At 64.7% G+C, this 25535-nt stretch carries 20 protein-coding genes; 15 read left to right on the top strand and 5 right to left on the bottom strand.

The annotated features are described in order from the left end of the window. The first annotated feature begins 3 nt into the window (after positions 1-3). Genes ABCR88_RS30430 through ABCR88_RS30420 form a run of 3 tightly spaced genes read left to right on the top strand, consistent with a single transcriptional unit; the run spans position 4 to position 2253 of the window. Positions 4-1341: a nucleobase:cation symporter-2 family protein gene (locus tag ABCR88_RS30430; RefSeq protein ID WP_041120177.1), complete on the top strand. Its 1338-nt coding sequence runs from the start codon at positions 4-6 to the stop codon at positions 1339-1341. Positions 1342-1396: 55 nt separating this feature from the next. After that, positions 1397-1906 (top strand): nucleoside deaminase, encoded by a 510-nt coding sequence (locus tag ABCR88_RS30425; RefSeq protein WP_123431067.1) that lies wholly within the window; start codon positions 1397-1399, stop codon positions 1904-1906. Beyond that, positions 1903-2253 carry a hydroxyisourate hydrolase gene (locus tag ABCR88_RS30420; protein WP_041120173.1) on the top strand — a complete coding sequence of 117 codons (351 nt, stop codon included), beginning with the start codon at positions 1903-1905 and terminating at the stop codon, positions 2251-2253. The genes ABCR88_RS30425 and ABCR88_RS30420 overlap by 4 nt, the downstream gene beginning before the upstream one ends. A gap of 108 nt (positions 2254-2361) precedes the next feature. Here the strand turns inward: ABCR88_RS30420 and ABCR88_RS30415 are convergent, their stop codons facing one another. Beyond that, the gene (locus tag ABCR88_RS30415) at positions 2362-2763 is read right to left on the bottom strand and encodes a lysozyme inhibitor LprI family protein (protein WP_015637309.1); all 402 of its coding nucleotides are present in this window, start codon (positions 2761-2763) and stop codon (positions 2362-2364) included. 235 nt (positions 2764-2998) lie between these two features. On the opposite strand from ABCR88_RS30415, the gene ABCR88_RS30410 reads away from it, so the two are divergent. From ABCR88_RS30410 to ABCR88_RS30385, 6 genes are all read left to right on the top strand, one after another. Beyond that, positions 2999-3976 (top strand): dipeptidase, encoded by a 978-nt coding sequence (locus tag ABCR88_RS30410; protein WP_011063917.1) that lies wholly within the window; start codon positions 2999-3001, stop codon positions 3974-3976. A 161-nt stretch (positions 3977-4137) separates the two neighbouring features. After that, positions 4138-4668 carry a 4-vinyl reductase gene (locus ABCR88_RS30405; protein WP_232643786.1) on the top strand — a complete coding sequence of 177 codons (531 nt, stop codon included), beginning with the start codon at positions 4138-4140 and terminating at the stop codon, positions 4666-4668. 15 nt (positions 4669-4683) lie between these two features. Then, complete coding sequence (gene dgcA / locus ABCR88_RS30400; RefSeq protein ID WP_015637308.1) at positions 4684-6744, top strand: dimethylglycine demethylation protein DgcA; 2061 nt, start codon at positions 4684-4686, stop codon at positions 6742-6744. A 114-nt stretch (positions 6745-6858) separates the two neighbouring features. Then, on the top strand, positions 6859-8808 hold the full coding sequence (gene dgcB / locus ABCR88_RS30395) for a dimethylglycine demethylation protein DgcB (RefSeq protein WP_350023318.1): 1950 nt from the start codon (positions 6859-6861) through the stop codon (positions 8806-8808). Beyond that, a complete protein-coding gene (locus ABCR88_RS30390) occupies positions 8808-10028 on the top strand; it encodes an electron transfer flavoprotein subunit alpha/FixB family protein (RefSeq protein WP_041120168.1) in 1221 nt (406 codons plus the stop codon). The genes dgcB and ABCR88_RS30390 overlap by 1 nt, the downstream gene beginning before the upstream one ends. Before the next feature lie 9 nt (positions 10029-10037). Beyond that, a complete protein-coding gene (locus ABCR88_RS30385; RefSeq protein WP_041120166.1) occupies positions 10038-10808 on the top strand; it encodes an electron transfer flavoprotein subunit beta in 771 nt (256 codons plus the stop codon). 1232 nt (positions 10809-12040) lie between these two features. Here ABCR88_RS30385 and gbcA read toward each other — a convergent pair. Further along, positions 12041-13336 carry a glycine-betaine demethylase subunit GbcA gene (gbcA, locus tag ABCR88_RS30380; RefSeq protein ID WP_011063910.1) on the bottom strand — a complete coding sequence of 432 codons (1296 nt, stop codon included), beginning with the start codon at positions 13334-13336 and terminating at the stop codon, positions 12041-12043. Positions 13337-13627: 291 nt separating this feature from the next. On the opposite strand from gbcA, the gene gbcB reads away from it, so the two are divergent. Next, positions 13628-14728, top strand: a complete 1101-nt coding sequence (gene gbcB, locus ABCR88_RS30375; protein ID WP_011063909.1) for a glycine-betaine demethylase subunit GbcB — start codon at positions 13628-13630, stop codon at positions 14726-14728. A 78-nt stretch (positions 14729-14806) separates the two neighbouring features. Here gbcB and ABCR88_RS30370 read toward each other — a convergent pair whose 3' ends face one another. From ABCR88_RS30370 to ABCR88_RS30360, 3 genes are all read right to left on the bottom strand, one after another. Next, complete coding sequence (locus ABCR88_RS30370) at positions 14807-15634, bottom strand: nitrilase-related carbon-nitrogen hydrolase (RefSeq protein WP_047289640.1); 828 nt, start codon at positions 15632-15634, stop codon at positions 14807-14809. Further along, the gene (locus ABCR88_RS30365) at positions 15631-17076 is read right to left on the bottom strand and encodes a cytosine permease (RefSeq protein ID WP_283993967.1); all 1446 of its coding nucleotides are present in this window, start codon (positions 17074-17076) and stop codon (positions 15631-15633) included. Before ABCR88_RS30365 ends, ABCR88_RS30370 begins: the two co-directional genes overlap by 4 nt. Before the next feature lie 379 nt (positions 17077-17455). Beyond that, a complete protein-coding gene (locus tag ABCR88_RS30360; RefSeq protein WP_011063906.1) occupies positions 17456-18496 on the bottom strand; it encodes a low specificity L-threonine aldolase in 1041 nt (346 codons plus the stop codon). Positions 18497-18596: 100 nt separating this feature from the next. On the opposite strand from ABCR88_RS30360, the gene ABCR88_RS30355 reads away from it, so the two are divergent. From ABCR88_RS30355 to ABCR88_RS30335, 5 genes are all read left to right on the top strand, one after another. Beyond that, a complete protein-coding gene (locus tag ABCR88_RS30355; protein ID WP_053154277.1) occupies positions 18597-19337 on the top strand; it encodes a TraX family protein in 741 nt (246 codons plus the stop codon). Between the two features lie 312 nt (positions 19338-19649). After that, complete coding sequence (locus tag ABCR88_RS30350; RefSeq protein WP_011063904.1) at positions 19650-20903, top strand: serine hydroxymethyltransferase; 1254 nt, start codon at positions 19650-19652, stop codon at positions 20901-20903. A 23-nt stretch (positions 20904-20926) separates the two neighbouring features. After that, complete coding sequence (locus tag ABCR88_RS30345) at positions 20927-22177, top strand: sarcosine oxidase subunit beta family protein (RefSeq protein ID WP_011063903.1); 1251 nt, start codon at positions 20927-20929, stop codon at positions 22175-22177. Between the two features lie 14 nt (positions 22178-22191). Then, positions 22192-22494: a sarcosine oxidase subunit delta gene (locus ABCR88_RS30340; protein WP_011063902.1), complete on the top strand. Its 303-nt coding sequence runs from the start codon at positions 22192-22194 to the stop codon at positions 22492-22494. Then, a complete protein-coding gene (locus ABCR88_RS30335; RefSeq protein ID WP_350403799.1) occupies positions 22491-25508 on the top strand; it encodes a sarcosine oxidase subunit alpha in 3018 nt (1005 codons plus the stop codon). Before ABCR88_RS30340 ends, ABCR88_RS30335 begins: the two co-directional genes overlap by 4 nt. The last annotated feature ends 27 nt before the right edge of the window (positions 25509-25535 follow it).

The following is a 25535-nucleotide window of genomic DNA, read 5'->3' as shown; positions in this document are numbered from 1 at the left end:
GACATGACAATTTCCCGCGTGCATCCCGTGGACGAGGTCCTGCCCGTCCGCCAGCTGTTCACCTTCGGCCTGCAGCATGTGCTGGTGATGTATGCCGGTGCGGTGGCGGTGCCGTTGATTCTAGGCAATGCCCTGGGCCTGACCCCGGCGCAGGTGGTGCTATTGATCAACGCCAACCTGCTGACCTCGGGCATCGCCACCCTGGTCCAGACCTTGGGGTTCTGGCGTTTTGGGGCGCGGCTGCCGTTGATCCAGGGCTGTTCGTTCATCGCCCTTGCACCGATGATCATGATCGGCAAGCAGTTCGGCCTGACCGAGGTGTTCGGCGCGGTGATCGCCGCAGGCCTCATCACCATTGCCCTGGCGCCGCTGTTCAGCCGTTTGCTGCGGTTTTTCCCGCCCGTAGTGATCGGCAGCCTGATCACCATCATCGGCATTTCCCTGATGCCGGCAGCGGCGATCTGGCTCGGCGGCGGCAACCCCGCGGCGGACGATTTCGGCGCGCCGGCCAACCTGCTGCTGGGGCTGGCCACGGTAGCGGTGACGCTGGTGATCTACGGCAAGTTCTCGGGCTTTATCGGCAACCTCAGCGTGCTCATCGGCTTGCTGGTGGGCAGCCTGATCGCCGCGGCGTTCGGCATGACCGACTTTGCCCAGGTGAGCCAGGCGGCCTGGTTCGAACTGAGCCGGCCCATGGCGTTTGGGGCTCCACAGTTTTCCCTGGTGCCGATCCTGATCATGACCCTGGCGATGCTGGTGATCATGGCCGAGACCACCGGCAACTGCCTGGCCATCGGCAAGCTCACCGGCAAGCCGACCACCCAGCGCACCCTGGGCGATGCGTTCCGCGCCGATGGCCTGTCGACCCTGCTCGGCGGCCTGTTCAACAGCTTTCCCTACAACGCCTTTACCCAGAACACTGGGCTGATCGCGCTGTCCAGGGTCAAGAGCCGCTTCGTGGTGGCCGCGGCCGGGGCAATCATGGTGCTCATGGGGCTGTTTCCCAAGCTGGGTGCCCTGGTGGCGGCGGTGCCGACCCCGGTGCTTGGCGGTTGCGCCATCGTGATGTTCGGCATGACTACAGTGGCCGGCATCCAGGAACTGTCGCGGGTGCCGTTCGAAGGTACGCGCAACGCCATCGTGGTGGCGGTGTCGGTCAGCGTCGGGGTGCTGCCGATGTCCTTCCCGGCGCTGTTCGCCCATCTGCACGGTCCCCTCAGGCTGGTGCTGGAAAGCGGCATCTTCCTTGGCGCCATCACCGCCATCGTTCTCAACCTGCTGCTCAATCCCCGTGAGGCCACCGCCCAGGTGCTGGCAGCCCATGTCGAGCTCAATGACTGACGTTTTTCTCGCCGCCATTGCTGTGGCGGCTCCTGCCCATGAAAAGGAGGTCAAGATGACCCAGATTCTTTCTTCCATCCCTGCCGGTGTCACCGAACTGGACCTGCACTTGCTGCGCCAGAGCATCCAGCTCGCCGAAGAGGCCAAGGCCCGTGGCCGTCATCCGTTCGCGGCCCTGGTGGCCGATCGCGACGGCAAGGTCATCGCCAGCGCCGGCAACAACTCGATGCCCCCCGAAGGCGACCCGACCCAGCACGCCGAACTGGCGGCAGCGGCGCTGGCGGCCAAGCGCCTCAGCCCCCAGGCCCTGGCCGAGTGCACCCTGTACACCAGCGCCGAGCCCTGCTGCATGTGCGCCGGGGCCATCTACTGGACCGGCATTGGCCGGGTGGTCTACGCCTTGTCCGAACATGAGCTGCTGGAGTTGACCGGCGCCCACCCGGAAAACCCGACCTTTTCCCTGCCGTGCCGCGAAGTGTTCGCCCGTGGGCAGCGGCAGATCCCGGTGTTCGGGCCGATGCTTGAGAGCGAGGCCGCGCTGGCGCACAAGGGCTTCTGGAAATGAACGGCGGCCTATCCATCCATGTGGTGGACGTCGCCAGCGGCAAGGTGGCCGAAGGCATGGCGGTGCGGGTGCGCCGCCTGGGCGGCGAGCTGCTCTGCGCAGGGCGAATTGCCGGCAACGGCTTGCTGAGCGAGCTTGCCGAGCGGTCGGCGAGCTTCGGCCAGGGCGTCTACGAAGTGGAGCTGGACGTGGCGGCGTTCTATCGCGAGCAAGGCCAGGCGCTGCCGCCGGTGCCCTTCCTCGAGGTGCTGGTGTACCGCTTCGGCCTGGATGATCCGCGCCAGCACTACCACCTGCCGTTCAAGCTCACCGCCTGGGGCGTGTCCTGCTTTCGCGGTGGCGCCTGACCCGGCGCTGACCTGTAGGAGCGAGCTTGATCGCGAAACGCTCGCAGCCACCACAACCGGTTCGGCAGAGCGCTTTTCGCGGGCCGGCCCGCTCCTAGCGGTGGCGGGTCATTCCTGGGCGATGGATTCGATGAACTCCGAGCGTTCGTCGCTCATGCGCGCCAGGCAGTCATTAGTGGCGATGGTGTAGGCCTTGGTGCCGGGCTTGGCCGGAAAGGACTCCATCGCGCAGTCGGCGTCGCGCTGCTTCTGCCACAGTTGCTGGGCATTTTTGACCTTGGCGCTGATGTCGGCCAGTTGCCCTTTGTCGCTGCCATAGAGGGTGCCCAGGCGTTCCAGCAGGCTCTGCACGTTGTCGCCCAGCAACTGTTCGGCGGTGGTCCTGTTGTAGGTCGCGCATTCCAGGGTCTGCACGTTGTTTTCCACGCCGTCGCAGGGCGTGTTGTCGGCCTCTTCGGCCGCCTGTACGCCTGTCGTTATCAGTAACAAGGCCAGGAAGATCGGTTTCATTGCAGCGCTGCCCTCATCCAGTGACGCTTTCGTTGAAGCGGCGAATTCTGGCGCAAGCCCCGGGCAAAGAACAGAGGCCACCCATGCCCTCCGTCCGGCCCTTTGTCGGCGCTTGACGCTTTCGGCAATTCCCCTGTCGTTTTTGCACCCAGGCGCCCCGGCCCTCAAGCATATGCTGACCCCAAAGCGCCGGCAGACGATTCGGCGCATGAATCGCCAATAAGGGGACAGCCTGATGAGCCCAGCCGAACTACACGCCGACAGCATCGTTATCGACGGGCTGATCATTGCCAAGTGGAACCGCGAGCTGTTCGAGGACATGCGCAAGGGCGGCCTGACCGCAGCCAACTGCACCGTGTCGGTTTGGGAAGGTTTCCAGGCCACGGTCAACAACATTGCCTCCAGCCAGAAACTGATCCGCGAAAACAGCGACCTGGTGATGCCCGTGCGCACCACCGCGGACATTCGCAAGGCCAAGGAGCTGGGCAAGACCGGCATCCTCTTCGGCTTCCAGAATGCCCATGCCTTCGAAGACCAGATCGGCTACGTCGAGGTGTTCAAGCAGTTGGGCGTGGGCATCGTGCAGATGTGCTACAACACCCAGAACCTGGTGGGCACCGGCTGCTACGAGCGTGATGGCGGGCTCTCCGGGTTCGGCCGCGAGATCGTCGCTGAGATGAACCGCGTCGGGGTCATGTGCGACCTGTCCCACGTTGGTTCCAAGACCAGCGAGGAAGTGATCCTCGAATCCAAGAAGCCGGTCTGCTACTCCCACTGCCTGCCGTCGGGCCTCAAGGAGCACCCGCGCAACAAGTCCGATGCCGAACTGAAATTCATCGCCGACCACGGCGGTTTCGTCGGCGTGACCATGTTCGCGCCGTTCCTGGCCAAGGGCATCGACTCCACCATCGACGACTACGCCGAAGCCATCGAATACACCATGAACATCGTCGGTGAAGATTCGATTGGCATCGGCACCGACTTCACCCAGGGCCATGGCCAGGACTTCTTCGAATACCTGACCCACGACAAGGGCTACGCCCGGCGCCTGACCAACTTCGGCAAGATCATCAACCCCCTGGGCATCCGCACCGTGGGCGAGTTCCCCAACCTCACCGAGACCCTACTCAAGCGCGGCCACAGCGAGCGCGTGGTGCGCAAGATCATGGGCGAGAACTGGGTCAGCGTCCTGAAGGACGTCTGGGGCGAATAAGGCCACCCCCCACAGCACATTCCTGTAGCCGCTTCCGCAGGCTGCGATCGGCTCCGAAGGAGACGCGCTCTTGCGGCCCTCGGAAGGCTCTTCGAGCCTTTTCGCAGCCTGCGGCAGCGGCTACAGACGTACTTATCCACAGAATTCCGGAGTTTTGAAACATGGCCAAGATCGCCCCGCAATTGCCTATCGAAGTCGACAGCGAAACCGGTGTCTGGACCTCCGACGCCCTGCCGATGCTCTACGTGCCACGGCATTTCTTCGTCAACAACCACATGGGCATCGAGGAGGTATTGGGCGCCGATGCCTACGCCGAGATCCTCTACAAGGCCGGCTACAAGTCCGCCTGGCACTGGTGCGAAAAAGAAGCCGAATGCCATGACCTGGAAGGCGTGGCGGTGTTCGAGCACTACATGAAGCGCCTGTCCCAGCGCGGCTGGGGCCTGTTCAAGATCCAGGACATCGACCTGGATAAAGGCACCGCCAGCGTCAAGCTCGAGCACTCGGCGTTCGTCTACGTGTACGGCAAGGTCGGGCGCAAGGTGGACTACATGTTCACCGGCTGGTTCGCCGGTGCCATGGACCAGATCCTGGCGGCCCGTGGCAGCAAGATCCGCACCGTGGCAGAGCAGGTTTACGGTGGTTCCGAAGAAGGCCACGACGATGGCCTGTTCGTCGTCAAACCGTTGTAAGCGGAGTTAAGAAAAATGGCTTTCGAAGCGATGTTCCAGCCGATCCAGATCGGCAAACTGACCATCCGCAACCGTGTGCTGAGCACCGCGCACGCCGAGGTCTACGCCACCGACGGCGGCATGACGACTGAACGGTATGTGAAGTACTACGAGGAAAAGGCCAAGGGCGGCATCGGCCTGGCGATCTGTGGTGGTTCCTCGGTGGTGGCCATCGACAGCCCCCAGGAGTGGTGGAGCTCGGTGAACCTGTCCACCGACCGGATCATCCCGCATTTCCAGAACCTGGCCGACGCCATGCACAAGCATGGCGCCAAGATCATGATCCAGATTACCCACATGGGCCGGCGCTCGCGCTGGGACGGTTTCAACTGGCCGACCCTGATGTCGCCGTCCGGGGTGCGCGAGCCAGTGCACCGTGCCACCTGCAAGACCATCGAGCCGGAGGAGATCTGGCGGGTGATCGGCAACTACGCCCAGGCCGCGCGCCGGGCCAAGGCCGGTGGCCTGGACGGTGTCGAGCTGTCGGCGGTGCACCAGCACATGATCGACCAGTTCTGGAGCCCGCGGGTCAACAAGCGCACCGACGAATGGGGCGGCACCTTCGAGAAACGCATGCGTTTCGGCCTGGAAGTGCTCAAGGCGGTACGCGCTGAAGTGGGCGACGATTTCTGCGTGGGCATGCGCCTGTGCGGCGACGAATTCCACCCGGACGGCCTGTCCCACGAGGACATGAAGCAGATCGCCAAGTACTACGACGACACCGGCATGCTGGACTTCATCGGCGTGGTGGGTTCGGGCTGCGACACCCACAACACCCTGGCCAACGTGATCCCCAACATGAGTTTCCCGCCGGAGCCGTTCCTGCACCTGGCGGCGGGCATCAAGGAAGTGGTCAAGGTCCCGGTGCTGCACGCGCAGAACATCAAGGACCCGAACCAGGCCACACGGATTCTCGAAGGCGGTTACGTCGACATGGTGGGCATGACCCGCGCGCACATGGCCGACCCGCACCTGATCGCCAAGATCAAGATGGGCCAGATCGACCAGATCAAGCAGTGCGTCGGCGCCAACTACTGCATCGACCGCCAGTACCAGGGCCTGGACGTGCTGTGCATCCAGAACGCCGCCACCTCCCGTGAATACATGGGCGTGCCGCACATCATCGAGAAAACCACCGGCATCAAGCGCAAGGTGGTGGTGGTCGGTGCCGGCCCGGCCGGTATGGAAGCCGCCCGCGTGGCGGCCGAACGTGGCCACGACGTGACCCTGTTCGAGAAGAAGGAAGCCATTGGCGGGCAGATCACCACGGCCTCCAAGGCGCCGCAACGGGACCAGATCGCCGGCATCACCCGTTGGTATCAGCTGGAGCTGGCGCGGCTGAAAGTCGACCTGCGCCTGGGCACCGCGGCGGACACCGCGACCATCCTCGACCTGCGCCCCGACGTGGTGGTGCTGGCGGTGGGCGGCCATCCGTTCATCGAGCAGAACGAGCACTGGGGCGCCGCCGAAGGGCTGGTGGTCAGCAGCTGGGACATCCTCGACGGCAAGGTCGCGCCGGGCAAGAACGTGCTGGTGTACGACACCATCTGCGAGTTCACCGGCATGTCGGTCACCGACTTCATTGCCGACAAGGGCTCGCAAGTGGAGATCGTCACCGACGACATCAAGCCGGGCATCGCCGTGGGCGGCACCTCGTTCCCCACCTACTACCGCAGCCTGTATCCCAAGGAAGTGATCATGACCGGGGACCTGACCCTGGAGAAGGTCTACCGCGAGGGCGACAAGCTGGTGGCGGTGCTGGAGAACGAATACACCGGCGCCCGGGAAGAGCGGGTGGTGGATCAGGTGGTGGTGGAAAACGGCGTGCGTCCTGACGAAGAGCTCTACTACGGGCTCAAGGAAGGTTCGCGCAACAAGGGCCAGATGGACGTCGAGGCGCTGTTCGCGATCAAGCCGCAGCCGTGCCTGAGCGAGACGGGGGAGGGCTACCTGTTGTTCCGCATCGGCGACTGCGTGTCCCAGCGCAACACCCATGCCGCGATCTACGACGCACTGCGCCTGTGCAAGGATTTCTAAGCCACTTCCTGTAGGAGCCGGCTTGCCGGCGATCGGCACTGGCGAGATACCGCGTGCTGCCTGATCGCTGGCAAGCCAGCTCCTACAAGGCCCCAGGTCTTTGGGAGCTCCACCATGTTGAACACCCTTCTTCCCATTCTGTTGTTCGCCGCCATCGGCCTTGCGGTCCTTGGCGCGCTGCGACGCGTGGCCATGTGGCGCCGGGGGCGAGCCTCCAAGGTCGATCTGATTGGCGGCCTGCTGGCCATGCCCAAGCGCTACATGGTGGATCTGCACCACGTGGTGGCCCGGGACAAATACATGGCCAACACCCACGTGGCCACGGCGGGGGGCTTTGTCCTGGCCGCCGTGCTGGCGATCCTGGTGCACGGTTTCGGCCTGCACAACCGCATCCTGGGTTATGCCTTGCTGCTGGCCACCACGCTGATGTTCGTCGGCGCGCTGTTCGTCGCCAAGCGTCGGCGCAACCCGCCGACGCGGCTGTCCAAAGGGCCGTGGATGCGCCTGCCCAAAAGCCTGCTGGCATTCTCCGTGAGCTTCTTCGTGGCGACCCTGCCGGTGGCCGGGATCCTTCCGGAAAACTTCGGTGGCTGGCTGCTGGCGGCGCTGCTTGCGCTGGGTGTGCTCTGGGGCGTGTCCGAGCTGTTCTTCGGCATGACCTGGGGCGGGCCGATGAAGCACGCCTTCGCTGGCGCCTTGCACCTGGCCTGGCACCGCCGCGCCGAGCGCTTTGGTGGCGGACGCTCCACCGGCCTCAAGCCGTTGGACCTGGAAGACCCGAACGCGCCTTTGGGGGTGGAAAAGCCCAAGGACTTCACCTGGAACCAGTTGCTGGGCTTCGACGCCTGCGTGCAGTGCGGCAAGTGCGAGGCGGCGTGCCCGGCCTTCGCCGCCGGCCAGCCGTTGAACCCGAAGAAACTGATCCAGGACATGGTGGTCGGCCTGGCCGGCGGTACCGACGCGCAGTTCGCTGGCAGCCCGTACCCTGGCAAGGCCATCGGCGAACACGGCGGCAACCCGCACCAGCCCATCGTCAACGGTCTGGTGGACGCCGAGACCCTGTGGTCCTGCACCACCTGCCGGGCCTGTGTCGAGGAATGCCCGATGATGATCGAACACGTCGATGCCATCGTCGACATGCGTCGCCATCTGACCCTGGAGAAGGGCGCCACGCCGAACAAGGGCGCCGAGGTCCTGGAAAACCTCATTGCCACCGACAACCCCGGGGGCTTCAACCCCGGCGGGCGGATGAACTGGGCGGCGGACCTGAACCTGTCCCTGCTCAGCGATAAACAAAGCACCGACGTGCTGTTCTGGGTCGGCGACGGCGCCTTCGACATGCGCAACCAGCGCACCCTGCGGGCCTTCGTCAAAGTGCTCAAGGCGGCCAAGGTGGACTTCGCCGTGCTCGGCCTGGAAGAGCGCGACAGCGGTGACGTGGCCCGGCGCCTGGGCGACGAAGCGACTTTCCAGCTGCTGGCCAAGCGCAACATCCAGACCCTGGCCAAGTACCGCTTCAAGCGCATCGTCACCTGCGACCCCCACAGTTTCCATGTGCTGAAGAACGAGTACGGCGCCTTCGATGGCAACTACCTGGTGCAGCACCACAGCACCTACCTGGCCGAGTTGATTGGTGCCGGTGCCCTCAATCTGGGCCAGCACAAAGGCAATAGCGTGACCTACCACGACCCGTGCTACCTGGGCCGTTACAACGGCGAGTACGAAGCTCCTCGGGACGTACTGCGGGCCCTGGGCATCGAGATCAAGGAAATGCAGCGCTCGGGCTTCCGTTCCCGTTGCTGCGGCGGTGGCGGCGGCGCGCCGATCACCGACATTCCGGGCAAGCAACGCATACCCGACATGCGCATGCAGGACATCCGCGAAACCGGCGCCGAGCTGGTGGCCGTGGGTTGTCCACAGTGCACGGCGATGCTCGAAGGGGTGGTGGAGCCGCGGCCGATGATCAAGGACATCGCCGAACTGGTGGCCGATGCCTTGCTCGAAGACGCCGCCCCGAGCAAAGCGCCGGCGTCGGTGAAACCTGAACCTGCGGAGGTGCACTGATGAGCGACATTATCCGCCGCGATCCTCGGGCCGAATGGATTGCCCGTAACCGCCTGCACCCGCTGCACGCGGCCATGCAGCCGGCGCAACACAGCTGGATGGGGCCCAATGGCCTGATCCGCAAGAATCCCCATGGCATCGGTTTCATCGGCCCCAACGGCCTCAAGCGCATCGACCGCAGTGGCGCCCAGCAGGGCGGCAGCGCCAAGCGCACGGCGGCGGCCGAGGTGCAGTTGCCGCTGCATCAAGTGGCGCAGCCGGCGTTCTACATCAGCGTGGTGCCGGACATGGTCGGTGGCCGCCTGAGCAGTCACGACCGCGATCTGCTGGGCCTGGCCCATCAACTGGCGGGCCAGGACGGCGCGGTGCTGGCGGTGGTGTTCGGCGAGCACAAGGAATCGGCCTTCGCCACCGCGGGTGTCGACCGCCTGCTGGTGCTGCAAGGCAGCGAGTTCGAAGGTTATGCACCGGAGCAACGGGTGCAAGGCCTGCGGGCTGTGGATAACCAGTTCAGCCCGCGCCACTGGCTGCTACCCGACAGCCGCACCGGCGGCGGCGAGCTGGGCCGGCGCCTTGCCGCTGCCCTGGGCGAACGCCCGGCGACCCGGGTCTGGCAGGTCAAGGACGGGCAGTGCATCGGTCGTGCCGGCGCCGGCCTGCAGGACCTGGCGCGGCCGGTGGCGCGCTTGATCCTGGCCGCCGCCGAATGCGCGGAGCCGGTCAGCGAAACCCGCCACGAAGCCTTGCCGGTGGAGTTATCCACAAGCGTGGCCCGCAGCCTGGCGCGGATCGAAGACCTGGGCGCGGTGGCGGTGGACCCGGCGGCGATTCCCATGGCCGAGGCCGAATTCATCTTTTCCGGGGGCAACGGGGTCAAGGACTGGCCGCTGTTTCACCAGACCGCCGCCGCCCTGGGGGCCACCGAAGGCGCTTCGCGGGTGGCGGTGGACGACGGCTTCATGGCCCGCGACCGGCAAGTGGGGGCCAGTGGTATCTGGGTCACCGCGCGGGTCTATGTGGCGGTGGGGATTTCCGGAGCGATCCAGCACCTGCAGGGCATTGGTGCCTGCGACAAGGTGGTGGCGATCAACCTCGACCCGGGTTGCGACATGATCAAGCGTGCCGACCTGTCGGTGATTGGCGACAGCGCGGAGATTCTCAAGGCCTTGATCGCGGCGGTAGCGGCCTACCGCAACGACGCCAAGCGCGATGCGGCTTAAGGGGATGTTATGCACAGCAATGTAATCAGCCTGATTTCGATTGGCGCCCACCCCACCTCCGGCCGCCCGCGGCGTGCCGAACAGGATGCCCGGGCAGTGGAACTGGGCCTGCAACTGGCCGGTGCGCAGTTGCAGGTGCTGCATGCCGGCGATGTAGCCGAGCCGGCCCTGCGCGCCTACCTGGGCATGGGCCTGGAACAGCTGCATGTGCTGGAGCAGCCGGCGGGGGCCGACGCCCTGCCGGCCCTGACCCAGTACCTGCGCCATGCCGGCGCCCAGGTGGTGCTCACCGGCAGCCAGGCGGAAACCGGCGAGGGCTCGGGGATGCTGCCATTCCTGCTGGCGGAAAACCTCGGCTGGCCGCTGGTGGTGGGGCTGGCCCAGGTCGAGTCCCTGGGCGATGGCGTGGCCCATGTTCTGCAAGCCTTGCCCCGGGGCCAGCGACGCCGGCTCAAGGTGCGCCTGCCATTCCTCGCCACTGTGGATAACGCCGCACCCAAGCCGCGCCAGAGCGCCTACGGCCCGGCGCGCCGGGGTGTGCTCGAAGCCGACCAGGTGCTGGTGGTGGAGGACGAGTTGTTCACAGGCTCCAGCCTGCAGCCGGCCAAGCCGCGGCCCAAGCGCCTGAAAGTGATCAAGGCCAAGAGCGGCGCCGACCGCATGAAAGCCGCTACCGCCAAGGCCAGCGGAGGCACCGGCCAGGTACTCAAGGGCGTCAGCCCTGAGGCGGGTGCCGAAGCCATTCTCAAATTGCTCATCGAAGAAGGTGTAGTGCGCTGACCTCAGGGTTATGCACAACCCCTGGCACCGCTGTTCGCTGGCAAGCCGGCTCCTACGGGGGAAATGCACCCATGCCCTGTAGGAGCCGGCTTGCCGGCGAAGAGGCCGGCGCGGTTTTGCACAATTCCCGGCCGTCTTTCGCGACAGGGGGCTGGGGTTACTCACAATCCCTGTGTGCGGACCTGTGGATAAGGTGTTCGCGCCTCGCTCCAGCCCTTGTGCAGCAGGCCCTGGCGCCGCCTGTACGATTTTTGATCAGGCTAAGTGGGCGTTTTTTATGGCGTTTTTTCCATGATGGGAAAACCCTCGGGCAGACTTTTGCACAGCAGTTGCCCCCAAAGTCTGTTGGCGCTTCTGTGGATAAGATGTTCGCTTAGCGCTGTATCCCTTGCAGATCGGGGCTTTCAAGCTTTTGTTCAAAAAATGATCAAATGCTGGTTTTTCCGCTGAATATCCTGGCGTGCCCCTGATAATGCGCGGCTTTTGGCGGTTTTCCACAGTGCCCGACTAGTGCACCCGAGTTGCCCCCAAAGTCTGTTGGCCGTTCTGTGGATAAGGTGTTCGCCTTCCTCTGTAGCCCTCTGAATACGTGGCTTTGATGGCTTTGATCAAAAAATGATCAATACCTTGTGAAACAGCACTTTCTACATAAGTCACGGATTTTATTGCCATTGCCCGGCGAAATATCCCCAAGCCAGAGGAACTTGCCCACAGTTGCTGTGGGCCAAGGTGTGGATAAGGTGTTCGTCGAAGGCTGCACCCCTTGTAATCCATAGCTTGTGCGGCAATAGATCAAATTTCATACAGTTCTAATGGCTGCCTTGACACTGGCAAGTGGCCTGTCGTCACTGATGCCACAAGGACATGGTTGCGACTTATCCACATCCGGTTCCCGGGAACTCAGGCAATGGACTGTCGTTTCGCCCTGGACGCACCCGCCGCTGCGCCCTCACCATTCATCCGGGTGATGTGTATTACGCCGGCTCCGGCAGCGAAGAGCACGCCGACCTGGTGGATGATCCGCACTAGCCGCTGCGGCTATGCACGGTCACGTGAGGGTGAAGCTGGATGGAGCACAGACCGGCGAGACCTTCATTGGCGAAACCGGCGCGGTGAGCCGACCGTTGCAGTCGCCACCGAGTTTGCACAAAGGTCCGCAGGACCTTGCCGGGCAATCTCCCGCGCAGCTTGCGGCAGCGGATACACAAACCCCCGCTGCCGTGCTTGCAGTGTCAGCCGGTGACCGGAACACCCTTGAGGTAAGGCGCCGGTTCCGCCCCCAGGTTGCTCAGCATGCGCTCGCTGTACCAGTCGACGAAGTTGACCACGCCGAACTCGTAGGTCTTGGAGTACGGGCCGGGCTGGTAGGCGGTGGAGTTGATGCCGCGCTGGTTCTCCTCCGCCAGGCGCCGGTCCTGGGCGTTGGTGGCGTCCCACACCTGGCGCATGCGCTCGACGTCGTAGTCCACGCCTTCCACGGCGTCCTTGTGCACGATCCACTTGGTGGTGACGATGGTTTCCTGGGCGCTGATGGGCCACACGGTGAACACGATGATGTGGTCGCCCATGCAGTGGTTCCACGAGTGGGGCAGGTGCAGGATGCGCATCGAGCCCAGGTCCGGGTTCTTGATCCGGCCCATGAGTTTGGCGCAGCCCTGCTTGCCGTCCAGGGTCATGGACACGGTGCCCTTGAGCAGCGGCATGCGCACGATGCGGTTGCGCAGGCCGAAGCTGGCGTGGGCGTAAGGGATCTTCTCGGCTTCCCAGGCGGCAGCGGAGGCGGCCACGTGGTCCTTGAACGCCTGGTCGGCCCGCGGGTCGGTGACGTCGTCCCATTCCAGCAGGGTTTTCAGCAATTCGGGGTGCGAGCCGCCGCAGTGGTAGCACTCGCGGTTGTTCTCCAGCACCAGTTTCCAGTTGGCCTTTTCGTGCAAGGTGGTCTGCACCGCCACCTTGGTGTTCTCCATGTCGTAGGGCTCCATGTAATGGGCCAGGGTCGCCAGGAAGTCGTCGATGGCCGGCGGGTTCTCGGCCAGGGAGATGAAGATGTAGCCGCCGGCGGTCTTCACGTTCACCGGTTTCAGGCCGTATTGCTTCATGTCGAAGTCGGCGCCCATCTCGGTGCCGGCGAACAGCAGGCGGCCGTCCAGTTCGTAGGTCCACTGGTGGTAGTGGCAGACCAGCTTGGCGACCTTGCCCTTGTCGCTGGTGCACAGCCGTGAGCCGCGGTGGCGGCAGACGTTGTGGAAGGCGTGGACCACGCCGTCGGCGCCGCGGATGACGATGATCGGGTTCTTGCCGATCTGCAGGGTGATGTAGTTGCCCTTGGTAGGGATCTCGCAGGTCATGCCGGCGATCAGCCATTCCTTCTGGAAGATCTCCTGCATGTCGATATCGAACAGCCTTTCATCGCAGTAGAACGGCTGCGGCAGGGAAAAGGTCCGCTCACGTTCCTGCAGCATCTGTGCAGTGGCCTTGCGTGCAGGTTCCAGCGGATCGCCCAAGCTCAGGGTTGCGGTGACGTCCATCGTTCAAGTCCTCATGGCCGTTCAGTGCGGCCGGCGAATTAATTAGTGGCTACGGTGGGTGCTACGCAAGTCACGAAAAAAACGGCTGTTGTCGTTGAGGCGAGTGTGGGTCCGCAGGCGCCAAGAACCTTATCCATGGGCGACATGGCCCAATCTGTTCCCGACGCGCCAGCCCCGGCAGCTGGGGGCTGGTCGCGATAAGCATGTGAATGTCGCAGATAGGTAAATGGGCGCGAGAAGCCTTACGCAGAATCGCTGACAAGACGCCGACCGTCGGCCGTGGAGAACAGCATGTCCAACACCTTCCTCAACCCGGTAACCACCCAGACCTGGGCCAATGGCCGTCACATCGTCCGTTGCGTCAAAGTCATCCAGGAAACCTGGGACGTGCGGACCTTCTGCTTCATGGCCGACCAGCCGATCATGTTCTTCTTCAAACCGGGGCAGTTCGTCACCCTGGAGCTGGAGATCGAGGGCCAGCCGGTGATGCGTTCCTACACCATCTCCAGCTCGCCCTCGGTGCCCTACAGCTTCTCGGTGACCATCAAGCGCGTGCCCGGCGGCAAGGTCTCCAACTGGCTGCACGACACCCTGCACGAAGGCCAGGAACTGGCGGTGCACGGGCCGGTGGGGCTGTTCAACGCCATCGACTTTCCGGCGCCGAAGATCCTCTACCTCAGCGGCGGCGTCGGCATTACCCCGGTGATGTCCATGGCGCGCTGGTTCTACGACACCAACGCCAACGTCGACATGGTGTTCATCCACAGCGCCCGTTCCCCCAAGGACATCATTTACCACCGCGAGCTGGAGCACATGGCCTCGCGGATCGACAACTTCAGCCTGCACCTGATCTGCGAAAAGCACGGCCTGGGCGAGCCCTGGGCCGGTTATCGCGGCTACCTGAACCACAAGATGCTGGAGTTGATGGCCCCGGATTTCCTGGAGCGGGAAGTGTTCTGCTGCGGCCCCACGCCCTATATGAGCGCGGTCAAGCGGCTGCTGGAAGCCGCCGGTTTCGACATGGCCCGCTACCACGAGGAATCCTTCGGCGCGACCCCGGCCGAAGCCCGGGCCGATGCGGTGGAACACGCCGAACAGGCGGCCGAGGCGCCGGAGCCGGACCTGGCGGATCTGCATCAGGTGGAGTTCACCGCTTCGGGCAAGAGCATCCGCGTGGCCCCCGGGGAAACCGTGCACGCGGCGGCGGCCAAGCTTGGCCTGATGATTCCCAAGGCCTGCGGCATGGGCATCTGCGGCACCTGCAAGGTGCTCAAGCTGGGGGGCGAGGTGGAGATGGAGCACAACGGCGGGATCACCGAGGAAGACGAAGCCGAAGGCTACATCCTGTCCTGCTGCAGCGTGCCCAAGGGCGACGTGCGCGTGGAGTTCTGATCGCCGGCAAACCGGCCCCTGCATCCGTTTGCTGTAGGAGCCGGCTTGCCAGCGAACAGGTGCAACCTGATCCTTCGGTTACTGATACAACGCCGGGCGCCGATCCAGGTGCACATGGTTATGTTCACTGATGGACTTGTGCCAGGCCTGGGTCAGGTCCAGCTCCGCCAACAGCAACTGCTCGGCGCTTTCCCGATCCCTGCCCGCCAGTGGATAACCGTCGGCATCGACAAGGGTCGAGCCGCCCACCCAGTTCACTCCACGTTCCTCGCCGCAGCGGTCGCAGGCGGCGATGAACATCCGGTTGACCGCCGCATTGGCCTGCACCCGGACCATCTCCGCCGGCCGCTCGCCCAGCGGGCGCGGGCCATCCGGCCAGTTCACCGGGGCGCACAGCAGGGCCGCGCCGGCCAGGGCTGGCAGGCGCACCCACTCGGGAAACTCCAAGTCGTAGCAGATCATCATGGCGATCGGCCCGAAGCGGGTCGGCACCACCGGCGGCGGCTCGTCGCCCGGGGTGAAGATCAGGTTTTCCCTATCCCACAGGTGGGCCTTGCGGTACAGCGTCAGCCTGCCTTCGGGTTCGACCAGCGCCGCGCTGTTGGCCACGCGCTCCTGGTCCAGGCGCTCGCAGAAGCCGCCGACGATCACCACCTGCAGCTCTTCGGCCAGGGTTTTCCACAGGCTCAGGGTCGGCCCGTCGAGGCTTTCCGAGAGTGCCAGGGCTTCATTGCGGTCGCTGAACACATAGCCGCTCTGCACCAGTTCCGGCAGCACCACCACCTGGGCGCCGCGGGCGGCGGCCTGGCGTATCGCCTCGGCGCCCAGGGCGCGGTTGTACTTAAGGTCGCCGATGCGCGGGGCCACTTGCTGGCAGGCCACCTTGAGGGATGCCTGAGGAATCATTGCGCGCCTCCTTCCAGTTGCTGCTCGCTGGCCTGGATGGCCAGGCGCTCCGCGTCCAGGTCCAGGTTGCGGGTCAGCGCCCAGTAGACCAGCGCGGCCACGGCAAGGCCAACCACGAAGGCAATGTCGGCGCCGCCCAGGGCCTGGGACAGCGGGCCCTGGAAGAAGCTCAGGGACATGAACGGCACCATCGCCAGCAGGCCGAGGAAATACGCCAGCAGCCCGGCGCTGGACCAGCGGCCATAGATCCCGGTGTGATTGAAGATGTCGCTGATGGCATAGCGACCTTTGCGCACCAGGTAGAAGTCCGCCAGGTTGACTGCGGTCCAGGGCACCAGGAAATACAGCATCAGCAGCACGAAAGTGTTGAAGCTGCCCAGGTAGCTCTCGGGAATGTTCATGGCGATGAGAAAGATCACCACCGCCACCAGCACGATTCCGCAGACCCGGCTCTTGAGGTTGGGCTTGATCGACTTGAAGCCGTCGATGGCGCTGATGCCGGTGAGCATGGCGCCGTAGCAGTTGACCGCCATGATGCCCACCAGCGCCGGCACTGCGATCAGCACGGTGAAGGTGCCGAAGCCGGGGATCACCCGGTTGCCCACTTCGCGCACGCTGGCGATGGCATCGGGGGAGGGCAGGGCCGAGGCCAGGAACGCCCCCAGGGACATCAGCCACAGGGCCGAACCGGCAGCGCCCAGGTAGGTCCAGAAGATCACCTGGCGCGACGGCGTCTTGTGCGGCAGGTAGCGTGAGTAGTCGGAGACGTACACCGAATAGCTGATCTGGTAGCCGGCGGCGGCCGACAGCTGGATCAGGAACGCCGACCAGGAGAACTGCGGGTCGGCCAGGGCCGAGTCGGCCTGCAGGGTCAGCAGGGCACTGACGGTGAGCACCGCGAACACGCTGATCATCACGTAGGTCAGCCAGCGCTGCACGGTGTGCAGCAGGTCATGGCCGATCACCGCGATCAGCACCGCCACGGCGATCATCAGGGTGTACCAGGGCGCCCGGGCGCCGGGAATCACGGTGTTGATGGCATCGGTGGCGAGAATCACGTTGAACACGTTGAAGCCGATGTAGACGAACACCACGGCGGTGAACGGCACGATGGCGCCGCGCAGGCCGAACTGGGCGCGGGACTGGATCATCTGCGGCAGCCCCATGCGCGGGCCCTGGTTGGCGTGGAAGGCCATGCAGAAGGTGCCCAGGCAGACGCCGATGACGATCGCCAGGATGGCGTATTGCAGGGCGAGGCCCAGGGCTGCGCCGGTGAAACCGGTGACCATGGTGGTGAGCACGAAGTTGCCGGTGAACCAGAAGGGGCCCTGGTGCCAGACCTTGCCGTGGCGCTCGTTGCGCGGCACGTAGTCGATGGAACGGGTTTCGATCGCAAGGCCGGGAGGCTGGGCTTTCTCGGTGACGCAAGAAGAAGTCGTCATGGGGTACAGCCTTATTTTTATAGGTCGACCCCGGAGTCTCGGACAAACGCTGCGGTTGTTGAATCAGTGGGGGCAAATAATCAGTTCAGGAATTTGTGAACTGATGAAGGGGGCGTGCTTGACGGGCCTCTTCGCTGGCAGGCCAGCTCCTACGGGGTGGGAGGTGCGCTGGCCGTTGCAGGAGCCGGCTTGCCGGCGAAGGCGTCCATGAGCGCGGCGCTTGGGTTGCGGGCCTGTTCGCTGGCAAGCCAGCTCCTACGGGGTGGGAGGTGCGCTGGCCATTGTAGGAGCCGGCTTGCCGGCGAAGGCGTCGGTGAGCGCGGCGCTTGGGTTGCGGGCCTCTTCGCTGGCAAGCCAGCTCCTACAGGCGGGGGGTGGGTCAGGCGCTCATGACGGTGCGGATGTCGGCTGCCAGTTCGCGCACGCGGTCTTCCTCGGTGTCCCAGGAGCACATGAAGCGCGCGCCACCCTTGCCGATGAAGGTGTAGAAGCGCCAGCCCTTGGCCGTCAGTGCGGCAATGGCCGGTTCCGAGAGTTGCAGGAACACGCCGTTGGCCTGCACCGGGAACATCAGTTCCACGCCAGGGATGTCGGCCACCAGCTGGGCCAGCAGCTGCGCGCAGTGGTTGGCGTGGCGGGCGTGCTTGAGCCAGGCGTCGTTTTCCAGGAGGCCGACCCAGGGCGCGGAGAGAAAGCGCATTTTCGAGGCCAGTTGGCCAGCCTGCTTGCAGCGGTAGTCGAAGTCTTCCGCCAGCTTGTGGTTGAAGAACAGGATCGCTTCACCCACCGCCATGCCGTTTTTCGTGCCGCCAAAGCACAGCACGTCCACGCCGGCCTTCCAGGTCAGCTCCGCCGGGGTACAGCCGAGGAAGGCGCAGGCGTTGGAGAAGCGCGCGCCGTCCATGTGCAGGTTCAGCCCCAGTTCCTTGCAGGTGGCACTGATGGCGCGAACTTCTTCCGGGGTGTAGACACTGCCCACCTCGGTGGCCTGGGTCAGGGTTACCACCCGCGGCTTGGGATAGTGGATGTCCTGGCGCTTGAGGGCGATCTCGCGGATCGATTCCGGGGTCAGCTTGCCGTTCTGGGTGCCGGCGATCAGCAGCTTGGAGCCGTTGGAGAAGAACTCCGGGGCGCCGCACTCGTCGGTTTCGACGTGGGCGGTTTCCGAGCAGATCACGCTGTGGTAACTCTGGCACAGCGACGACAGGGCCAGGGAGTTGGCGGCGGTGCCGTTGAAGGCGAAGAACACTTCGCAATCGGTTTCGAACAGTTTGCGGAAATGATCCGAGGCGCGAGCGGTCCACTGGTCGTCGCCGTAAGCGCGCTCGTGGCCGTGGTTGGCCTGCTCCATGGCGGCCCAGGCTTCGGGGCAGATGCCGGAGTAGTTGTCGCTGGCGAATTGTTGGCTCTTGTCGGTCATGGCCGGCTCCGTGGTCGATGATGGTGCGCACTTTAACCAAGAATAATGGCCCAGCACACGCTCTGTTTATGCCGGAATAATGCATGGCCCATAAGGATTTATGCGTGACGCGATGCTGAAACCCGACACTGCTCGGCGCGACGGGGCGCTGGATGCGCTGAAATGGCTGGCGCTGCTGAGCATGGTCCTCGATCACCTGCGTTATGTGGGCCTGAGCCTGGACTGGCTTTACGTACCCGGGCGCCTGGCGTTTCCCTGGTTCTGCCTGGCCATGGCGGTGAACCTGACCCGGGCCAGGGATGAAATCGACCGCCGGCCCGGCCCATGGCGCTACCTGGGCTGGTTGCTGCTGTTCAGCCTGCTGAGCGAGATTCCCTATCGTCTGTTCATTCCCGACCCCGATACCTTGAATGTGTTGCCCACCCTGGCCCTGGGCCTGCTGGTGGCTCGCGGCTGGCAGCGGCGCAGAGACCTGGACCTGGGGCTTGGCCTGCTGGCCTTGCTGCTGGCGGTGGTTTTCAGCGAGCGGCTGATGTTCGGCGCCTTCGGGGTGTTGCTGCCGCTGGCCCTGGTACTGGTGTTGCGCCGGCCCTGGTATTTCAGCCTGCTGCCTGGGGCGCTGTGCCTGGCGGCCAATCAATGGGAAACCTTGTTCCCGGCGGCGCGCCTGGGCAATCAGGTGGCGACCTGCGGTATTGCCGCTTGTCTGCTGGCGCCGTGGCTGGGGCTGATGCTGCTGCGGGGGCTGCGTGGCAGGTCGGTGCCGGCCATGCGCCGCTGGGCCTACCTGCTGTACCCGGCGCACTTTCTCCTGCTGCTGGCCCTGCGCGCAGCCCTGTAGGAGCCGGCTTGCCGACGAAGGCGCCCGTGAGGATTTGCGCCCGGCTTGCGGGCCTCTTCGCTGGCAAGCCGGCTCCTACGGCAGAGAGCGTTGCGTTGCGGGGGAGGGACAGGCCCGATCCAGAGCCGTTGGCGGGTGGTGCGGGCAGGCATTTATCTCCGCACGCCAGGGCATGTCGTAAACGCACCTTTGCGTGGCGTCCATAGGCATTTGAGTTCCCCTTCCCGGTCATACCATCGCATCCAAAGGGCGTAGCTGTAAGGCTCGCCTCACCGAGACGAAAGGCGCACCGCCGCCGCTGGGAGAGACGTGATGTTCAGCAAGCAAGACCAGATCCAGGGTTACGACGATGCACTGCTGGCGGCCATCAATGCCGAGGAACAACGCCAGGAAGATCACATCGAGCTGATCGCGTCGGAAAACTACACCAGCAAGCGGGTGATGCAGGCGCAAGGCAGCGGGCTGACCAACAAGTACGCCGAAGGCTATCCGGGCAAGCGCTACTACGGTGGCTGCGAGCACGTGGACAAGGTCGAGGCCCTGGCCATCGAGCGCGCCAAGCAACTGTTCGGTGCCGACTACGCCAACGTCCAGCCGCACTCCGGTTCTTCGGCCAACAGCGAGGTGTACCTGGCCCTGCTGCAGGCCGGCGATACCATCCTCGGCATGAGCCTGGCCCATGGCGGCCACCTGACCCACGGGGCCAAGGTGTCGTCCTCGGGCAAGCTGTACAACGCGGTGCAGTACGGCATCGACACCCGCACCGGGTTGATCGACTACGACGAAGTCGAGCGCCTGGCCGTGGAACACAAGCCGAAGATGATCGTCGCCGGCTTCTCGGCCTACTCCAAGACCCTGGACTTCCCGCGCTTCCGGCAGATCGCCGACAAGGTCGGGGCGCTGCTGTTCGTCGACATGGCCCACGTCGCCGGGCTGGTGGCTGCCGGGCTGTATCCCAACCCGTTGCCCTATGCCGACGTGGTCACTACCACCACCCACAAGACCCTGCGCGGTCCCCGTGGCGGCCTGATCCTGGCCAAGGCCAATGAAGAGATCGAGAAGAAACTCAACGCCGCGGTATTCCCCGGCGCCCAGGGCGGTCCGCTGATGCATGTGATTGCGGCCAAGGCGGTGTGCTTCAAGGAAGCGCTGGAACCTGGCTTCAAGGCTTATCAGCAGCAAGTGATCGACAACGCCCAGGCCATGGCCGGCGTGTTTATCAAACGCGGCTACGATGTAGTGTCCGGCGGCACCGACAACCACCTGTTCCTGGTCAGCCTGATTCGCCAGGGCCTGACCGGCAAGGATGCCGATGCCGCCCTGGGCCGCGCCCACATCACCGTGAACAAGAACGCCGTGCCCAACGACCCGCAGTCGCCGTTTGTCACGTCCGGCCTGCGCATCGGCACCCCTGCGGTCACCACCCGCGGTTTCAAGGTCACCCAGTGCACCGAACTGGCGGGCTGGATCTGCGACATTCTCGACCACCTCGGCGATGCCGACGTCGAGGCCAATGTCGCCCGTCAGGTGGCGGCCCTGTGTGCTGATTTCCCGGTTTACCGCTGAGAGCCGCAACTGGAGCAATGACTATGCAACGCTATTCGGGCTTCGGCCTCTTCAAGCACTCTCTCAGCCACCATGAAAACTGGCAGCGCATGTGGCGCACCCCGACCCCGAAGAAAGTCTATGACGTGGTCATAGTCGGCGGCGGCGGGCATGGCCTGGCCACCGCCTACTACCTGGCCAAGGAACACGGCATCACCAATGTCGCGGTGGTGGAGAAGGGCTGGCTGGGCGGCGGCAACACCGCGCGCAACACCACCATCGTGCGTTCCAACTACCTGTGGGACGAGTCGGCGCAGCTCTACGAGCATGCGATGAAGTTGTGGGAAGGCCTGTCCCAGGACCTCAACTACAACGTGATGTTCTCCCAGCGCGGGGTCTACAACCTGTGCCATACCCTGCAGGACATCCGTGACTCCGAGCGCCGGGTCAGCGCCAACCGGCTCAACGGCATCGACGGCGAACTGCTCAACACCCAGCAGGTGGCGGACGAGATCCCCTACCTGGACTGCTCGAAGAACACTCGCTACCCGGTGCTCGGCGCCACGGTCCAGCGCCGCGGCGGTGTGGCCCGTCACGACGCCGTGGCCTGGGGCTTTGCCCGGGCCGCCGACGCCCTGGGCGTGGACCTGATCCAGCAGACCGAAGTCATTGGTTTTCGCAAGGAAAACGGCGTGTGCATCGGCGTCGAGACCAACAAGGGCTTTATCGGTGCCAAGCGCGTCGGGGTGGTCACCGCCGGCAACTCCGGGCACATGGCCAAGCTCGCGGGTTTTCGCCTGCCGATCGAATCCCACCCGCTGCAGGCGCTGGTGTCGGAGCCGATCAAACCGATCATCGACAGCGTGATCATGTCCAACGCGGTGCACGGCTACATCAGCCAGTCGGACAAGGGCGACCTGGTGATCGGCGCCGGTATCGACGGCTGGGTCGGCTACGGCCAGCGCGGTTCCTACCCGGTGATCGAGCACACCATCCAGGCCATCGTCGAGATGTTCCCGGTCCTCTCCCGTGTGCGCATGAACCGCCAGTGGGGCGGCATCGTCGACACCAGCCCGGACGCCTGCCCGATCATTTCCAAGACTCCGGTGCCGAACATGTTCTTCAACTGCGGGTGGGGCACCGGCGGCTTCAAGGCCACCCCGGGTTCGGGCAACGTGTTTGCCGCAAGCCTCGCCAAGGGCGAGATGCATCCTCTGGCCGCCCCTTTCTCCATCGACCGTTTCCACAACGGCGCGCTGATCGACGAACACGGCGCTGCTGCGGTCGCCCACTAAAAGGACAACTCCCTATGTTGCATATCTTCTGTCCTCACTGCGGCGAGCTGCGCTCCGAAGAGGAATTCCATTCGTCCGGCCAGGCGCATATTCCACGGCCCCTGGACCCCAACGCCTGCACCGACGAGGAGTGGGGCGACTACATGTTCTTCCGCGACAACCCTCGCGGCCTGCACCACGAGTTGTGGATCCACGCCGCCGGTTGCCGCCAGTACTTCAACGCTACCCGCGACACCGTCACCTACGAAATTCTTGAGACCTACAAGATCGGCACCAAGCCGCAATTCACCGCCAAGGCTGCTGGAGAGAAGGTATGAGCCAGACCAATCGCCTGTCCAACGGCGGACGCATCGACCGCAACAAGGTCCTGACCTTCACCTTCAACGGCCAGAGCTACAAGGGTTTTGAGGGCGACACCCTGGCCTCGGCCCTGCTGGCCAACGGCGTGGACATCATCGGCCGCAGCTTCAAGTACTCCCGGCCCCGGGGCATCTTCGCCGCAGGCTGCGAGGAGCCCAACGCGGTGCTGCAGATCGGTGCCACCGAAGCCACCCAGATCCCCAACGTGCGCGCCACCCAGCAGGCGCTGTACCAGGGCCTGGTCGCCACCAGCACCAACGGCTGGCCCAGCGTCAACAACGACATGATGGGGATTCTCGGCAAGGTCGGCGGCAAGCTGATGCCGCCGGGCTTCTACTACAAGACCTTCATGTACCCGCAATCTTTCTGGATGACCTACGAGAAGTACATCCGCAAGGCGGCGGGCCTCGGTCGCTCGCCCACCGAGAACGATGCGGACACCTACGACAACATGAACCAGCACTGCGACGTGCTGATCGTCGGCGCCGGCCCCGCGGGCCTTGCCGCCGCCCTGGCAGCGGCCCGCAGTGGCGCCCGGGTGATCCTCGCCGACGAGCAGGAAGAGTTCGGCGGTACCCTGCTGGACAGCCGCGAGAGCCTGGACGGCAAGCCGGCGGCGGAGTGGGTGGCCAGTGTGGTTGCCGAACTCCAGTCGCTGCCGGATGTGTTGCTGCTGCCGCGGGCCACGGTCAACGGCTACCACGACCACAACTTCCTGACCATTCACGAGCGCCTCACCGATCACCTCGGCGACCGCGCGCCCATCGGCCAGGTACGCCAGCGCATCCACCGGGTACGCGCCAAGCGCGTGGTGCTGGCTACCGGCGCCCACGAGCGGCCGCTGGTCTATGGCAACAACGATGTGCCGGGCAACATGCTGGCTGGCGCGGTCTCCACCTATGTGCGCCGCTACGGCGTGGCCCCGGGCAAGAAACTGGTGCTGTCCACCAATAACGACCACGCCTACCGTGTGGCCCTGGACTGGCTCGACGCCAGCCTGCAAGTGGTGGCCATCGCCGATGCGCGGCACAACCCGCGCGGCGCCCTGGTGGAAGAAGCCCGGGCCAAGGGCATTCGCATCCTCACCTCCAGCGCGGTGATCGAGGCCCGTGGCAGCAAGCACGTGACCGGCGCGCGTGTAGCGGCCATCGACGTCAAGGCACACAAGGTCACCAGCCCCGGCGAATGGCTCGACTGCGACCTGATCGCCAGCTCCGGCGGCTACAGCCCGGTGGTGCACCTGGCCTCGCACCTGGGCGGCAAGCCGGTGTGGCGCGAAGACATCCTCGGTTTCGTGCCCGGTGAAGCGCCGCAGAAACGTGTGTGCGTCGGTGGCATCAACGGCGTCTACAGCCTCGGCGATACCCTGGCCGACGGTTTCGAAGGCGGTGTGCGCGCCGCCAGCGAAGCCGGTTTCCAGGCCGTTGAGGGCGTTCTGCCCAAGGCCCTGGCCCGTCTTGAAGAACCGACCCTGGCGCTGTTCCAGGTGCCCCACGAAAAAGGCACGGCGCGTGCGCCGAAGCAATTCGTCGACCTGCAGAACGACGTCACTGCGGCCGCCATCGAACTGGCGACCCGCGAGGGCTTCGAGTCGGTGGAACACGTCAAGCGCTACACCGCCCTGGGCTTCGGCACCGACCAGGGCAAGCTGGGCAACGTCAACGGCCTGGCCATCGCCGCCGGCTCGCTGAACGTCAGCATTCCGCAGATGGGCACCACCATGTTCCGTCCGAACTACACGCCGATCACCTTCGGCGCCGTGGCTGGCCGGCACTGCGGGCACATCTTCGAGCCGGTGCGCTTCACCGCGCTGCATGCCTGGCATGTGAAGAATGGCGCCGAGTTCGAAGACGTCGGCCAGTGGAAACGCCCCTGGTACTTCCCTAAGAACGGCGAAGACCTGCATGCCGCGGTCAAGCGTGAATGCCAGGCCGTGCGCGACAGCGTCGGCCTGCTGGACGCCTCGACCCTGGGCAAGATCGACATCCAGGGCCCCGATGCCCGGGAGTTCCTCAACCGCATCTACACCAATGCCTGGACCAAGCTCGACGTGGGCAAGGCCCGCTACGGCCTGATGTGCAAGGAAGACGGCATGGTCTTCGACGACGGCGTCACTGCCTGTCTGGCCGACAACCACTTCCTGATGACCACCACCACCGGCGGCGCGGCTCGCGTGCTGCAGTGGCTGGAGATCTACCAGCAGACCGAATGGCCGGACCTCAAGGTGTACTTCACCTCGGTCACCGACCACTGGGCCACCATGACCCTGTCCGGGCCCAACAGCCGCAAGCTGCTGAGCGAAGTCACCGACATCGACCTGGACAAGGACGGCTTCCCGTTCATGACCTGGAAGGAAGGCCTGGTGGGTGGCGTACCGGCGCGGGTGTTCCGTATCTCGTTCACCGGCGAGCTGTCCTACGAGGTCAACGTCCAGGCCGACTACGCCATGGGCGTGCTGGAGCAGATCGTCGAGGCCGGCAAGAAGTACAACCTGACCCCCTATGGCACCGAGACCATGCACGTGCTGCGGGCCGAGAAGGGCTTCATCATCGTCGGCCAGGACACCGACGGTTCCATGACCCCGGACGACCTGAACATGGGCTGGTGCGTGGGCCGGACCAAGCCGTTCTCCTGGATCGGCTGGCGCGGCATGAACCGTGAAGACTGCGTGCGTGAGCAGCGCAAGCAACTGGTGGGCCTCAAGCCGATCGACCCGACCCAGTGGCTGCCGGAAGGTGCGCAACTGGTGTTCAACCCCAAGCAGGCGATCCCGATGAGCATGGTGGGCCACGTGACCTCCAGCTATGCCCACAACTCCCTGGGTTATTCCTTCGCCCTGGGTGTGGTCAAGGGGGGGCTCAAGCGCCTGGGCGAGCGGGTCTTCGCACCGCTGGCCGATGGCCGGGTGATCGAGGCGGAAATCGTTTCCTCGGTGTTCTTCGACCCCAAAGGCGACCGCCAGAACATCTAAGGCACAACACGGCTCACGTAGGAGCCG

Origin of the sequence: Pseudomonas sp. W17 (assembly GCF_040268305.1) — a bacterium.
GTDB lineage: Bacteria > Pseudomonadota > Gammaproteobacteria > Pseudomonadales > Pseudomonadaceae > Aquipseudomonas > Aquipseudomonas protegens.
Note: the sequence above shows the minus strand (reverse complement) of the source record. Positions and strands in the feature narration are given on the sequence as shown.